Raw genomic sequence first — 12,772 nt, 5'->3', positions numbered from 1 at the left:
AGTGGTGAAAATCGATTTCGTGTAACTTACTTTACATCACATTCATCAATTAGACAAGAGATTTACGGACATAAGTCTTCAACTTTATTATATATGTTAATATCACTTACATAAAACACAAAAAAGGAACACCTTTCGACAAAAAGCGTCGTGTGTCCCTTGTTGTGTTCTCTATTCTAAAACCGGGTCCAACATATATTTTAAGTTAGGTCAGGTTATTTTTTGAATAAACCTCTGCGGTACATGACCGTGATAAAACGGTAAAAATCATAACTCGCCCCACCATCGATGCTGAACAATGGATTTTTGGTGTCATATGCCAGTGCTGCGTCAACGGCAGCTTTTGCCCAGACTGGAACTTCCATCTGCTGGCGCGCCTGCAGTTTATCGACCTGGGATTTGAGCGCATCAAATGCTGCTTTCTCTTCGGCTGTCATCGGTTCGCCCCCTTTCGGTGGTTCGGTTGGATTTGTGGGATTCGTAGGATTGGTTGGTTCGGATGGCTCTGGCGGCTTCGGTGCTGCTGTTGCATATCTTGCTCTCAATTCCGCTGCCGATCCTTCGAACTCGTTCATATCCACGTTGCCGCTGATCCCGTTCGCCTTGCCCGAGTCCGTATACTGCCAGAATGTCCAACGTTTCCAGGCAGGTTGGTCCTCTGGCACACGCGTGTTGCTGTAACGCGCAATCCATAGATCGTATGAGCTCATCGAAGTGTCAAAATTGCCTGCAAATGAATTGCCCGTGTATATGATCGGTTTCACACCCGTGAGACGTTGCAATTCCGTTAAAAAAACCTTAGCGACCGTGTTGATCTGAGCTTTGCTCAGGTTACCCGGATTATTCTCGTAGTCCATGACAGGAGGTAATTGCAGCGCCTTGGCGCCTCCAACTTTGTTAAGTGTACTGGCGTAATGTGCCGCTTCTACCTTGGCAGCATCAGTAGTTGTCGCACGGAAGAAATGGTACGTTCCCACTAGCATGCCCGCCGCCAATGCGCCAGTTACGTTTTTTTGGAAATTTGGATCGGTATACGTCTGCCCTTCGGTGGCCTTGATGAACACAAATGTCATGCCGCTCGCCTTCACTTTGGCCCAATCGATATTACCCTGATACCGCGAGACGTCAATGCCCTGCGTATTGCCCGAGCTTCTCGTTTGCATGTTTCTCACACCCTTTATGCGGCAAATTGCCGTTTGTATATAGTTAATGCTTGGGGGTCAGGGGTTGCTTGTGTGCGTGTCCCCTGTTGATGGTAAAAGGTAGGTTTGGATGGCTATGGTGAGCTACTTCGTGCCATCTCTTGTTTGTGGATCTGTATCATTTGGATCTACATGTGAAAAAGAGTCTTTGGTACTCGGGGAGAAGTTACCGGGCAGGTCCCCGGTTCCTCCCTTACCCTTAAGCACTTCAATGGCCTGCCGAATCGCAGGCGGAATCGGTGCTCCCAGTTTGCCTCCATTTTCAATAATAGATAACAGCTCATTAGCGATATAAAAAAAAGCGACCGCATCCCTGAACAAATGTCCGTCTCCCAGAACACCGTCCACCAGATGAGCCACCGATACCATTGCAAATATAAATACTTTTCGGGCAATGCCGAACATGCCGACATTACTTTCTAACTTGCCAGTCATCCCCGCTGCCGCGATGCCGGTTAGGTAATCGAGGATGACGAAAACAAGTAGTACACCCAGTACGCCTGACCAGCCACCGAAGAAGTAGGTTGCTGAACTGGTTAGGAGTGCAAGGAGCCATTTCCATAAGGTATCCCATCGTTCCATGGTTTCACCTCCTTTGAGTATAGAAATTAAATACTTTATATTCTCTTAAAAAGCCCCTTTAATCAGAATAATAATAAATCATTAACAATTAAAGTATTTGCATGACTGTGTGTATTTCCCCAGCTTTACCCTCACTTAACGCATAAGCCAAACCAGAGCTCATAGCACTAAGTAAACTATCATATTTTAAAACAGGTTGTGCAACACGTTTACTACCTATTCTATAGAACGTTACTCGTTGCTCAGAATGAGTTAATGCTACTAATTCATCAGTTAAGAAACTTATACCAGTGATGTAAGAAGGCGTTTTTATAGCAGGAAAAACATTAAATTTAGAACCGTTGATATTCATAATTTGTGCAACACCTGTACTATTTACAGCATCCCAAATCATCATTCTCCCATTAGGTGATATATCACCTCGATAACTTTTCATGTATTTGGCTAACGTTGTATCAATTTGGGCTCTTACAGCCCTACCCTCATTGGAGATTGAAAATACGTATGGCCCATTATCAGCAGAGCTAGTGAGAAGGACAAAATATCTTGAATCTGGAGTAAATCGAATATCACTTATAGTACCATCAGCACCAGTCCAATCCCATGAGTGAGTACGTAAGAAAGTGTTCCCAGTTATAGAGAAAAGGTAAAATCCTTGTCGATTATTTCTCGCAATGATAAAAAACTTACCGTCAGGTGAAAACCGCATCTTCGAACTATGCCCTATACTTAGAATATCATTATTATCTTCCAATTTATTGAAGTTATCCCCGGTTCTATTGTAGATATACCAACCGCCCCTTGCTGTAGAAACAGCTAGAAAGTTCCCATCTTCGGAAAAACACGGTACTTGATAAGAATCATCAGGTGGTACTGATAAATTTGCTAATCTAGTATAAGTAGCCCCAGATCTTTTATATATAGCGAATTTCCACGCATACAGTGTTACAGCAAGGTAATTCCCCCAAAGAGAAGCTTCCGCTATTGTCTCACTAGAAGCTAAGGGTGGTAAAATATTATACGAGGTTGATAAAGATCCGTTCTCCCCAATTCCGTAAAGCCCATAAAATGGTCCACTATAAAACCCATAAGTCATAAATGTTTTTCTATCATTGCTTACCTGTGAATATCCTCCCTGGTTTACAATGGGGTCAGTCTCCACTTTTGAGAGTGTAGGTATACTGACTATTTCTAGAACATCACCTTTTTTTACATCTGCATTGTACTCAACCTCAACACGAGTTGTTCTGTTTATCACCTCCTGCTCGCCATTATCTGCTAAAAAATCTTGCCCTACACGTCTGAAACTGTAAGGTTTACCTTTAAGCAGATCTCCTGAAGCATAAGGGGTTCCATTCTGTTTTCTAAGAGGAACTGCTCCTAGTCCGTTAATATTAAGTGTTACTCCTGTTTCATTCGTTACGTGCGGTACAATAGTTATTCCAAATCCATCAGGCAACATATCGGGCGTAGGATAAAGGGTTACAATATAGGCCGACGCAACACCTGTCGTTACTGCATATGCAGGTTGCCGAATATAATCTGATAAGATGCTTAACCTAACGTCATTTAGAGATTTTTCTGTAGCAACACCAGCATCAATCTTTTCAAAAATCCCGTTAATACTCTCCCGGGTCACATTCTCGTTCCCCAAGGGCAGAGGCAATTTCAATCGATCTGTTTCTTGTGGCATTACGCCCACACCTCCAGTTCATTCCACGTCAAGGACGCGGCGTCCAGTTCATCCCATGTTTTCTGCTTCTTGTCCAGATCGTCCCAAATCATATAGCGATACTCATATTCCACGATCATATGGGCTGGCTTCAGTTCATCAATTGCGCGTTTGAGATCATCAATATTCGGCGGGATGCCCATCGTATCCACAAAGCTCACCGTAAAACTCCATGCTTCCAGCTGAAAAGTTACATCCACCTTGCCCCCGGCATAAGCCTCAGCCACATTTGCAACCAGCCTGCCCGAGAACTTTCCTGCCCCGCGCAGTTTCGATTCCACCACGGCACGCCGCTGTTCAACAGGTTTGAGACGATCCGTCTCAATACCAAGCTCCTGTTCCCAGAAGTCCAGTCCCCACGTCGCCGTACGAACAAAGAACTGATCCAATGTTTCATCCAGCGCCTGATACAGCAGATCCATCTCGGTTCCTTTGGATTGCATATCGGACTGCATCACGCGGGAAGTCTCATAATAGCCCGGCAAATACGAGAACAGCTCCCGCCCTTTCTCACTCGTCAGTCCAACATGTACAGCAGAAGGTGCACTCATGACCTGCATCCTCCTTTCCTTCCACATCGATGCAAACCGCTTCGCTCAAATGCTCAGTTCCCGAGCCGCTTACCTCACGACCCAAGCACTCTTCTGGCCCACCACTTACTTCATTTCCAGCTGAACCGGATGCTGCATAGTCAGAACATTCCCAATGTCCCACATTACCTCTGCCCCCACATCCGCACTTCGTATCCAACATCTGCTCAACAACACTACTCATGCACATCCACCGTCCCCAGCACCGCCACCTGACTCGCTGTCATCTCGATATTCTGATCGCTCACACCGTTCACGGTCAGCTCCGAATAGTCGATAATGGGCGGAATGTCGAGCAGGATTGCGGCAATTCGAGTGTAGCGCACAAGCGGATCGGCAAAAGCCAACTGTTTCAGATACGCAGTCACCCCGCGTTCGATCAATGCCTGCACATCGACGAGAGTCGCATCACTTGCCAGCGTCAGCTTCACCTGAACGTTCATCGGCACTTCCTCTGCCGGCATCACAGACACCACTGGCCCCGCCGGTGCAACGCCTTCACCCTGTCCATCCTGCGTGGGGTCAACGTACTTCTGCACGGCGGCTACCAAATCGGTACCCGCAGCACGTTTGTCCGTATCCAGCAAATACAACCCCACCGTACCCGGCCCTTGCCATAAGGGAATAACCCGCGTTGCACCCACACCTGGTACCTCACTGGCCCATTGCACATATTGCGATTTGTTGCCGCTTGTCCCCTGATTGCGGACTTTGGCATAAAAGCGTTCCAGCAGCGCCGTATCTGCCTCAATATCCGCACCGCCTCTGATCACCTCAACATTAATTACAGACGTAACGCCACTCACTGGCGTGGACAGCACAGTTACCGTGCCCGCAGGCACATTGCTCTCTTTTCCGGCAACAAGCGCACGCACGCCAACACTACCCAGACCATCTTCTCCCAGCTCCACACGACCAACGGTTTCATATTCGAGCGAAGCCTCGCCAGAGATTTCATCGGCCAACGTAGCCACAACTGTACCCTCAGGCACCACTTTACCCGGAGTACCCATGAACCTCACTGCACCTTGTGACGCCACCGCAGCCCGACGCGTAAGGCCATGCTCTCCCGCCCGCAGATCCAACTCTTCCGAACGGAAATTCGGATCATTGCTCGCCGCGGTACTTGCAAACCCCCGCCGAAGTAATTCCTGCGCCCACAAAGCCGCCTCAGACAGCATAAACGCAACCGGAGCCTCTGCATCCCACAGAAAAGAACCTTCCGACTTATCCAGATCCGCGGGCAGACGATCCAGCAACCGCTGCATAATCTGTTCCTCCGTCTGGTCCTCCAAATAGCGCGGAATCTCAGCCATCCCGTCAGATCACCTCACTTTCCAGAATAAACATCTCTTCCTGCACACTCGCCACACGACATGTGAACACGCACTGCTCCCGATCCCAATCAAACGTAAACTGGTCCACCGAATCCGTGCGCCGATCAGCCAGCAGTGTCTCCGTAACCATCCGGGTAATCTCACTTTCCATCACGCCCCGGCTGTCACCCTGACCCACCAGCTCATCCAGCTCCGAGCCATAGTTTCGGGAGTAAATCACATGTCTGTACCGCGGCGTTTTCACAGCTTTGATGCACCATTGCACCCAGGCCTCATGCGCATCTGCTACAGCGACCTTGCCACTTGGAGTCAGCACAAAATCCCCCGCATCGTAATCGAATCGCCAGCTCCGTCCAAATTGCATCTCTTCCGAGGTCGCCTCCGACAGATCTTCTTCATCTCCCCAGACCACACCCGTTTCCGGGAACAAACTAGGCATTCGCACTCACCACCTTACACAGCACCACAATGTCGTTACCGCCATTCACCCGCATCGCGAGCACACGATCTCCAGCCTTCAACCCTTTCCCCAGAGACCACACTGCTTCTTCCACTTCCTCTTCTTGCAAAAGAAACCGTCCCGTGCCCGTCGTTCCGCCGTTTGCCACGTCAGGTATACCGGAAATCGCGCCAGCAGCCTCGCGCTCCGGCAACCCAAGCGTGCCCGGTAACTCGGCCACGAGATAGTCCTGCACTTCGTGCTTGAAGTCATCCAGCTTTACGCCGGATGAAGTCATCGTTCCCAGCACCGCGCCCATGCCGCTCACGGCCTGACGGGTATGGGTACTCATCGCGCCGCGCATGACCTCGGCAAAATGCCCATACGGATCATCTTTATTCAAGGTAAAACCTCCTTTTCACCAGCTCGGCTGTCCCCAGCTCTAACGTCATCTTTCCAGGTCCGGCAGACAGATCACGGCTGACCGACATGACGATCAGTTTCAGCCCTTTGAGCAGCACCGCATCTCCGGCACGGATCGTATTCACATCTGGTGCAGATACGGTAAAGGTCTCCTGAATACCCGTCAGACGGCTTTTCGCCAGCTTCTTGGCGGCAGTCGCCGTTTTGACCTGATCGTCCTCGATCAGCTTTTGCAGCGTGCCCAGCTCGGCTACACCAGCCTGCTCAATCGCGAGCACTTTGGAAGGAACATCTTTGCCGCTGCCGGACTCGGAGGCGGCCATCACTTTAACTTTGGTGACCGCGCCTTCGAGCGTACGCATCTGGGTCAGATCAATCAGCCGATCCAGCTCGTGCAACTTCGCATTACTGCCCACCTTGAACAACTGCAACCCGCCCGGCGTCATCCGCGGATGATACATATCCCCACCGGTCTTCACCGTTTCCTTCAGATCGGCAAACATCATCGAAAAAATCGTCTGCGACCGATACACCGCTTTGCTCAGCTTCGTTTTAGTATCCGGCAGCGCGGCGTATGGAATTTTCCATTCCTTGGCGTACGTTTTGAGACGCTGCGTGGCAGTCTGGTCTTTCGGAAGCAGGAACTCATCCTCCGATTTTTCCAGATAAATCATCCGATCGTAGACGGTCAGGGACAGTCGCTTGGTGCCGCTGTTCGAGCTTTCTACTTCCCAGATGACGGCGGGGTGCAGTAAGTGGACCATTGATTTTTCGCCAAAAGGAATCCCGCTGATCCGCACCGCCATACCCGGTGATATCGCAGGCAGACCTGAAGATACAGACACCGCCAGCCGGATGTTGGCTTGATAGGCAATCTGGTCGAGCGAGTCCTTCAGCGTAATCGTCTCCACCAGCTTGGTGATGTCATATTTGTCGTCGACAATAACTTTGTAGGTCATGGCATCACCAGCTTCTGTCCTGGCTTAATCCGGTTTGGATCACTGCCGATGGTCTTTGTGTTGAGCTTATAAATCTCGTTCCATTTGGAACTGCTGCCCAGCTCAAGCTTTGCTATTTTGGACAGAGAATCGCCAGATTTGACGGTGTAAGTCTTGCTGTTCGTTTTCAGATCCGTACGAGAACCCGACTTGCTCGCAGATGTTGCACCGCCAACCTTCTCCACTTTGGAATCCCGCCACGTTCGCAGCGTAATGTCAAAGTAAATATCCCCGCTCTCACCGCCTCGAAAGGTCGTATTGTGCGAGATCAGATACACGGGCACGTTCACCCCCGTGTTAGTAATGATGAAGCGCAGCGGCTTCTTCGATACCAGAAACGTATTCAGCATATTCATCGCTACACGCGGATCAGGCAAAGGCTCGTACATGCAATAGGACGCATCATATTCTTTTGGAAAAAAAGAAGAGAAGGTGATCTCCTTCACCTTCTCCCCCTGTGCAAAATCAAACTCGCCATACTCCAGCATATTAATCGTTTCGTATCCCTTGGATCGGGAGATCGTCAGTTCTTCCGGTTTCACCGGAAATTGAAACTTCGTTTTCCCGTCGATCAGGGTAAATTCCATTTTGACACCTTCCACGTTATCTTTAAATACAGTCATCAACGGCCTCCTTTCTGCTTAGGCCATAATGGTTTTGCGATTCTCCATCGCACGGCGCACTTCACCTGCAAATCTCATTCCAACCTGATGTGAGATGGCATCGTAATCAATGGCATTTTCACGGACGGTCACCTGCACAGCTCCTTGTGGTACGTTTACGGAGATCTGGTTGGTCGTCTCGGTTTTAAAATCCTTTAGGTAACCGGACAGACTACTCATCTGGTCTTCGGATATTTGTACCGTCATCGTGGACGATTTGCCATTCGTCTGAGCTCCATTGCCGAGCGCCATCGCCTGGGACTGCATCACACTTGTTCCCATAAGAGCGGCAGTCGTGGATTGACCGCCCATGCTGTTCGCATAAGCCATAGGCCCAGTTATGGTGAGCGCAGATGGAATATGAGCCGGGGGCATCGATGGACCAGTAGGCACTGGAGTTGGGTTAGCAACCGTTGTTGCTGAGACGGTTTTTTCTTCTTTCTTGGAACCAAAACCGAAGAAATTGGATATGCCACTCACCATGTTCTTCGTTTTTTCAGAAACAAAATCTGCTGCAGTCGACAATGCTTTGCCTGCACCTTCTGTGGCCTTAGACATGAAGTTTCCAATATCTTTGGCCTTATCCCCGATCCAGCCTCCCGCGGAACTGCCGGCCCATCCACCTAATGCACCGCCAATATACGTGCCGATCCCAGGTAAAATAAAACTGCCTATGGCGCTACCAATCGCGGTACCAGCAGTTCCACCGATCATGGATCCGACTGCTCTGCTCCGTTCCTCTGGAGGAGCAGTGGCAACATTCGCTACATCGGCTAGCATGCTAATTGGTCCAAGAAGTTTACCCGCTCCCTTCGCGAGTCCCCCGCTCAGTTTGCTGAACAAACCATTACCCGAAGACATATTGGACATCGGCGACCCTGAGGGCGCATTTGCGCTGAAGCCGAATCGATTAGAATTTAGTTTTTGATCAAAGTCCACTTTCAGCTTCTTCTGTTCAGCATCAGAGATGTTGGTTATGATTTTTTTCGTAGGATCGGAAGCAGGCGTTTTCACAGTTGCAGTCGCACGTTCTTGGTAGGACTTGGAACCACTCTTGTAAGGACCTTTTTTTCCTCCCTCTGTTGCGGCTACAGTTTTAGCACTGCCACCTGCACTTTTGGTTTTACCACCTTTAGCTCCGCCTTTTGAAAGCCTTCCTACCAAACTTCCGCCGGAGCAGCAGCAACATTGGGAGGCAGAGCCCTTATCTCCCTTGGATCCTCCGAACTTATTTTTAAGCTTTCCAATCAAATCAGTTGCATTATTTGCTGCATCTAGATAATCATTTACGTTCTGTACTACTTCTTGCATTTTCCCCCAGAATCCCTTAGCATCTTCTTCCTTCGCCACATTCTTTACCGTATTATTATTGTTCCCAATGTTCAGAGACAGCGAAGGCCCGCTCGATGCCGGACTCAATTTCCCCATCGCCACTTCAACCTTCTGCTTCACCTCTACCGAAACCGTTCCCGAAGCCTTCACCATCTGGTTACGGAAACTATTCAGTTTCGCTAATGCACGGTCCAGTGCCGGGCTCAATTGATCATCCAATCCAATCTTGGGCGTAATCCGCAACCTACTCAATCGCACAGCCGTGCTATAGATGCTTTCCAACCTGCGCCCAGTTGTTCTAAGCTCATTGTTCACCCTGATTAAACTCTGATAGCGTACTCTGCCCAGCCGTTCTGTAGAACGCTGGATCTGATCCAGATACCGGATGGTCGTTCGCATTTCCGCGTTTGATTTGGACAAACCCACAATCATTTCTGCCATTTCTCTCACCTCCTGTCCGATCTAGTTATCGATTCATTTGCGAGGTGATCGCTGCCATTTCCTCTTCCGAGAAAGCAATCAACAGCGAGCGCTCCCCGCGTGGCAAAGACCAGAATTCTCCGGGCCGTAGATGATGACGAACCCACATGTGGTACAGGAACGTGGTCATCCCGCCGGAGTGAATCAGTTTTTTAGGTCTTCAATCTCCACACCGAAGCCGGACAGCTCAAGTACCTTGTCGCCAACGGCATCAAGCTCACCCGCGAGTAGCATGCGGCGAACTGCCTGTTCCCCACCGGACAGTTTCATGCGTCCAGTAATACGGTTGTCTCCCCAGCCGGACAGTTCGAGTCCGCGTACATTCATTTTCACCGTTGCTTCAGAGATCAGCAGCGCGTTAAATGTTTCGGTATCCACCTTTTCCTCAGTGCGGCCTTTGACTGTTTTTCGAATCGTACAGCGTTCGCGAATCTGATCCACTTTGGAGGACGTCAATCCACGCAGGGTCAGCAACAGATCCAAACGTTGAATGCGTACATTCTCTTCCGGCAAACGTTCTGCTGCTTCAAACAACTGATCCAAAATTTGTTCTTCAGACATATTCTCGTTCATACTCATGGGGTGCGATCTCCTTCTCATTTCACAATTGGTTAAAATATCTCCATATTCAGGGACAACAAAGAGACCGAGAATTTCTCGGCCTGCCTGTGTATCCTGCTTCTGTTAAGTCACGTTGCCCGTTCGCCTGATTAGACAAGTAGCTTACGAGGCCTTTCCGAAATTTGAAGTCATTCCATTTTAATTCGCTACAATCGGGTTCAACAATTCAAATCCTTCAAATGTAAAACTTGTTTCCTCCGGTACTTCCTCACCCGCTGTCCAGTTAGCAAGTTGGATTTTGTCCACCATGCAACCTTTCAACAGGACACTCTCATGTCCGTAGGATTCTGGATCGTCCACCTTCGAGATAATTTGGAACTTGGTAAAACCGCGCTGGATCATGTCCGAAGTGACTTTGTAACCCGTCATCGTACCTGTTCCTTTTTTCGCACCATTCTTGTGTACTTTCCAGTCGTTGCCGACCAGATTCAGCTCACGCTTCTCAATTTCAACGCTGGCCTCCAGCTTATTAATATTCGTCTGCCACACACCATCGATATGCAGCTGACCATGAGTACCGAGAATGACTCTTGACGCATCCAACATGACAATTCCTCCTTGAGATTAGAAAATATCGTATATAGCATCCGTTCAACGAACAGTAGTTTCTTTTAAAACACCATTTTCTCCTACAAAAACCTTATTGCACGTAAAACGTTCCAAACAGCTGCTCCATTACATCCGTCAGCTTCACGTTCCATTGCAGGAATACCTGATCTGCCTCTGGCTTGAGAATTGGTGCAGCACCATAATAAGCCGGGTCGAGAGCGACATCGTATCCCTCAGCTTCAATGACATTACCCTGTGCAAGCAGCGCCAAATAGGCTTTCATCGCACCGATTAGCGCCTGACGGCCCTCTTCCGTATTGTTCACTTTACCGATATACGTATCTTCAGCAGAGCGCTGCAAATCCGTATTAATTGCATCCATCACACGAATGGAACGGATTTTTTTCCAGGCATTATTCTGTCCTGCAGCAGGGGTCACGAGTGTATTTACTCCGCGAAGCGCCTTCACCTGACGTCCATCATGGAAGAAAATAAATACGCCGTTTTGAACCGCCTGCTCCTGTTCTGCACGAGTCCAGCGACGCGTCACGTCATCGAACGGAGAAGGTGCGTATGTGGTGGATTCATTCAGACGTTGTCCGGCAATTAGACCCGCGACATAAGCAGACGTTTCCGCCGAACTGTAGAATGCATCTCCCAAGCGCACACCCGTACCAACATTGATTACACCCTCATGATTCAATGTGAGTGAACGTGCCGCCGCCTTCTGTGCTGCGGTAACAGAGGTGTCATCCGCCGTAGAACCGCCAAATACAGCCATCACGGGTTTCCCCTCATTGCGTACACGTTTCACCCATGCTGCAAAGCTCGCCAGCAAAGGCGCATCCGCCGCATGATCCAGTGCCAAAACGTCAAATTGCTCACCTTCCAGCGCGCCCTGCACGGCGATATACTCCGCATTGGTCAGTCCATCGTTGCCACTTGCACCACCTTTGAACGCCGCTCCCGCAACGGTTGCAACGACACCTGTACCATCGCCAATCGCCTGCGCGTTAATCCAAATGTTGCTTTCATCCGCGTTGATCTTTTTCGCCAGCGACGCTGCCGAAATATCCGCAGTCAGCAGTGCATACAGCATCCGGTTGCCTTCAAACAAGCGCACTTCATGCTTTGTATTATCAATGACACCAGGTTGAATGGTGACGTAGAACCCGTTACCTCGGTCACCCGGATACTTGGCGTCCAGTTGCAGAACGGCTGCATCACTGCTGTCTTTCAGCGTAAGAGTCGCTGCTTTCGCCGATTCTCCGGCTACCCGATAAGCGAGCAGCTTCTTCGGTCCTCCCAGCAGGGCGAGTTTCAAGGATGTATAGGCTGTCCCGTTATCCAGGGCATTCGCCGAGAAAATACGCTCAATTGCAGCTTCACTGCCAACTTCAACAAAAGTACCTACCGGACCCCAGTTTGCCTTGATCGGCACAACCACCGTTCCCCGATTACCAGCCTGAATGGCCGAAGACGCTGCCGCCTGAAAATTCATATATAAGCCCGGAAGTACCGGACGATTCGTTTGCTCCCAAGTTCCGCCTGCCATTATCCCTTCACCTTCGCTTTCATAAATTGGTTGATGCGTTCCTTCGCTTCCTCAATGGAAAACGTCTCTTGCGCTGCTTCATACAGCGCACCATACAGCACCTCTGCCTTAACGGCAAAGAGGGCTTCGGCATGATTCATCAGCTCGGCCCGCGTATATTGCGGAGCAGCCTGTTTGTTTTTTTTCACTGAGCTTGCCATGACCATCTCACCTCATTGTTTGACTACTGAATTCGTTGAACCTGATCTTTGCACCATAATTTTGACCTAT

Annotated in this window: 16 protein-coding genes; all 16 read right to left on the bottom strand. The window is 49.4% G+C overall.

The window, feature by feature from the left end; all coding sequences use genetic code 11:
• Window positions 1-215: 215 nt before the first annotated feature.
• The 16 genes from DC345_RS02575 to DC345_RS02510 all read right to left on the bottom strand — a co-directional run bounded on the left by DC345_RS02575 (window position 216) and on the right by DC345_RS02510 (window position 12,690).
• Window positions 216-1,163: a glycoside hydrolase family 25 protein gene (locus DC345_RS02575; RefSeq protein ID WP_113051783.1), complete on the bottom strand. Its 948-nt coding sequence runs from the start codon at window positions 1,161-1,163 to the stop codon at window positions 216-218.
• A gap of 123 nt (window positions 1,164-1,286) precedes the next feature.
• Window positions 1,287-1,784: a phage holin family protein gene (locus DC345_RS02570; protein ID WP_113051782.1), complete on the bottom strand. Its 498-nt coding sequence runs from the start codon at window positions 1,782-1,784 to the stop codon at window positions 1,287-1,289.
• Window positions 1,785-1,872: 88 nt separating this feature from the next.
• Window positions 1,873-3,477 carry a WD40 repeat domain-containing protein gene (locus DC345_RS02565; protein WP_113051781.1) on the bottom strand — a complete coding sequence of 535 codons (1,605 nt, stop codon included), beginning with the start codon at window positions 3,475-3,477 and terminating at the stop codon, window positions 1,873-1,875.
• Complete coding sequence (locus DC345_RS02560) at window positions 3,477-4,067, bottom strand: YmfQ family protein (RefSeq protein WP_113051780.1); 591 nt, start codon at window positions 4,065-4,067, stop codon at window positions 3,477-3,479. Before DC345_RS02560 ends, DC345_RS02565 begins: the two co-directional genes overlap by 1 nt.
• A complete protein-coding gene (locus DC345_RS31430; RefSeq protein ID WP_146752095.1) occupies window positions 4,027-4,290 on the bottom strand; it encodes a hypothetical protein in 264 nt (87 codons plus the stop codon). The genes DC345_RS02560 and DC345_RS31430 overlap by 41 nt, the downstream gene beginning before the upstream one ends.
• Entirely contained in the window at window positions 4,283-5,422 is a 1,140-nt protein-coding gene (locus tag DC345_RS02555) for a baseplate J/gp47 family protein (protein WP_113051779.1), read from the bottom strand. Before DC345_RS02555 ends, DC345_RS31430 begins: the two co-directional genes overlap by 8 nt.
• Window positions 5,423-5,426: 4 nt before the next feature.
• Window positions 5,427-5,882: a DUF2634 domain-containing protein gene (locus tag DC345_RS02550; RefSeq protein ID WP_113051778.1), complete on the bottom strand. Its 456-nt coding sequence runs from the start codon at window positions 5,880-5,882 to the stop codon at window positions 5,427-5,429.
• Window positions 5,875-6,285 carry a hypothetical protein gene (locus DC345_RS02545; RefSeq protein ID WP_079350979.1) on the bottom strand — a complete coding sequence of 137 codons (411 nt, stop codon included), beginning with the start codon at window positions 6,283-6,285 and terminating at the stop codon, window positions 5,875-5,877. The genes DC345_RS02550 and DC345_RS02545 overlap by 8 nt, the downstream gene beginning before the upstream one ends.
• Window positions 6,278-7,264: an XkdQ/YqbQ family protein gene (locus DC345_RS02540; protein ID WP_113051777.1), complete on the bottom strand. Its 987-nt coding sequence runs from the start codon at window positions 7,262-7,264 to the stop codon at window positions 6,278-6,280. Before DC345_RS02540 ends, DC345_RS02545 begins: the two co-directional genes overlap by 8 nt.
• A complete protein-coding gene (locus tag DC345_RS02535) occupies window positions 7,261-7,890 on the bottom strand; it encodes a LysM peptidoglycan-binding domain-containing protein (protein WP_113051917.1) in 630 nt (209 codons plus the stop codon). Before DC345_RS02535 ends, DC345_RS02540 begins: the two co-directional genes overlap by 4 nt.
• Before the next feature lie 54 nt (window positions 7,891-7,944).
• Window positions 7,945-9,738, bottom strand: a complete 1,794-nt coding sequence (locus DC345_RS02530; RefSeq protein WP_113051776.1) for a hypothetical protein — start codon at window positions 9,736-9,738, stop codon at window positions 7,945-7,947.
• 25 nt (window positions 9,739-9,763) lie between these two features.
• On the bottom strand, window positions 9,764-9,907 hold the full coding sequence (locus tag DC345_RS31590; protein WP_162842432.1) for a hypothetical protein: 144 nt from the start codon (window positions 9,905-9,907) through the stop codon (window positions 9,764-9,766).
• 14 nt (window positions 9,908-9,921) lie between these two features.
• On the bottom strand, window positions 9,922-10,356 hold the full coding sequence (locus tag DC345_RS02525; RefSeq protein WP_053783415.1) for a phage tail assembly chaperone: 435 nt from the start codon (window positions 10,354-10,356) through the stop codon (window positions 9,922-9,924).
• A gap of 180 nt (window positions 10,357-10,536) precedes the next feature.
• Window positions 10,537-10,944, bottom strand: coding sequence for a phage tail tube protein (locus DC345_RS02520; RefSeq protein ID WP_064640174.1), 408 nt, complete (start codon window positions 10,942-10,944; stop codon window positions 10,537-10,539).
• Window positions 10,945-11,038: 94 nt separating this feature from the next.
• Window positions 11,039-12,502, bottom strand: a complete 1,464-nt coding sequence (locus DC345_RS02515; RefSeq protein WP_113051775.1) for a phage tail sheath family protein — start codon at window positions 12,500-12,502, stop codon at window positions 11,039-11,041.
• Entirely contained in the window at window positions 12,502-12,690 is a 189-nt protein-coding gene (locus DC345_RS02510; protein WP_309304309.1) for a YqzN/YkzM domain-containing protein, read from the bottom strand. The genes DC345_RS02515 and DC345_RS02510 overlap by 1 nt, the downstream gene beginning before the upstream one ends.
• Window positions 12,691-12,772 lie beyond the last annotated feature (82 nt).

The organism is Paenibacillus taichungensis (assembly GCF_003287275.1).
In the GTDB taxonomy this organism is placed as follows: Bacteria; Bacillota; Bacilli; order Paenibacillales; family Paenibacillaceae; genus Paenibacillus; species Paenibacillus taichungensis_A.
The sequence above is the reverse complement of the archived record's forward strand: the minus strand, read 5'-3'. Positions and strand labels throughout refer to the sequence as shown.

Bases quoted from the DNA above. Each gene is read 5' to 3' on its own strand.
- DC345_RS02575 (WP_113051783.1), bottom strand. From the start codon at position 1,163: ATGCAAACGAGAAGCTCGGGCAATACGCAGGGCATTGACGTCTCGCGG.
- DC345_RS02570 (WP_113051782.1), bottom strand. From the start codon at position 1,784: ATGGAACGATGGGATACCTTATGGAAATGGCTCCTTGCACTCCTAACC.
- DC345_RS02565 (WP_113051781.1), bottom strand. From the start codon at position 3,477: ATGCCACAAGAAACAGATCGATTGAAATTGCCTCTGCCCTTGGGGAAC.
- DC345_RS02560 (WP_113051780.1), bottom strand. From the start codon at position 4,067: ATGAGTGCACCTTCTGCTGTACATGTTGGACTGACGAGTGAGAAAGGG.
- DC345_RS31430 (WP_146752095.1), bottom strand. From the start codon at position 4,290: ATGAGTAGTGTTGTTGAGCAGATGTTGGATACGAAGTGCGGATGTGGG.
- DC345_RS02555 (WP_113051779.1), bottom strand. From the start codon at position 5,422: ATGGCTGAGATTCCGCGCTATTTGGAGGACCAGACGGAGGAACAGATT.
- DC345_RS02550 (WP_113051778.1), bottom strand. From the start codon at position 5,882: ATGCCTAGTTTGTTCCCGGAAACGGGTGTGGTCTGGGGAGATGAAGAA.
- DC345_RS02540 (WP_113051777.1), bottom strand. From the start codon at position 7,264: ATGACCTACAAAGTTATTGTCGACGACAAATATGACATCACCAAGCTG.
- DC345_RS02535 (WP_113051917.1), bottom strand. From the start codon at position 7,890: ATGGAATTTACCCTGATCGACGGGAAAACGAAGTTTCAATTTCCGGTG.
- DC345_RS02530 (WP_113051776.1), bottom strand. From the start codon at position 9,738: ATGGCAGAAATGATTGTGGGTTTGTCCAAATCAAACGCGGAAATGCGA.
- DC345_RS31590 (WP_162842432.1), bottom strand. From the start codon at position 9,907: ATGACCACGTTCCTGTACCACATGTGGGTTCGTCATCATCTACGGCCC.
- DC345_RS02525 (WP_053783415.1), bottom strand. From the start codon at position 10,356: ATGAGTATGAACGAGAATATGTCTGAAGAACAAATTTTGGATCAGTTG.
- DC345_RS02520 (WP_064640174.1), bottom strand. From the start codon at position 10,944: ATGTTGGATGCGTCAAGAGTCATTCTCGGTACTCATGGTCAGCTGCAT.
- DC345_RS02515 (WP_113051775.1), bottom strand. From the start codon at position 12,502: ATGGCAGGCGGAACTTGGGAGCAAACGAATCGTCCGGTACTTCCGGGC.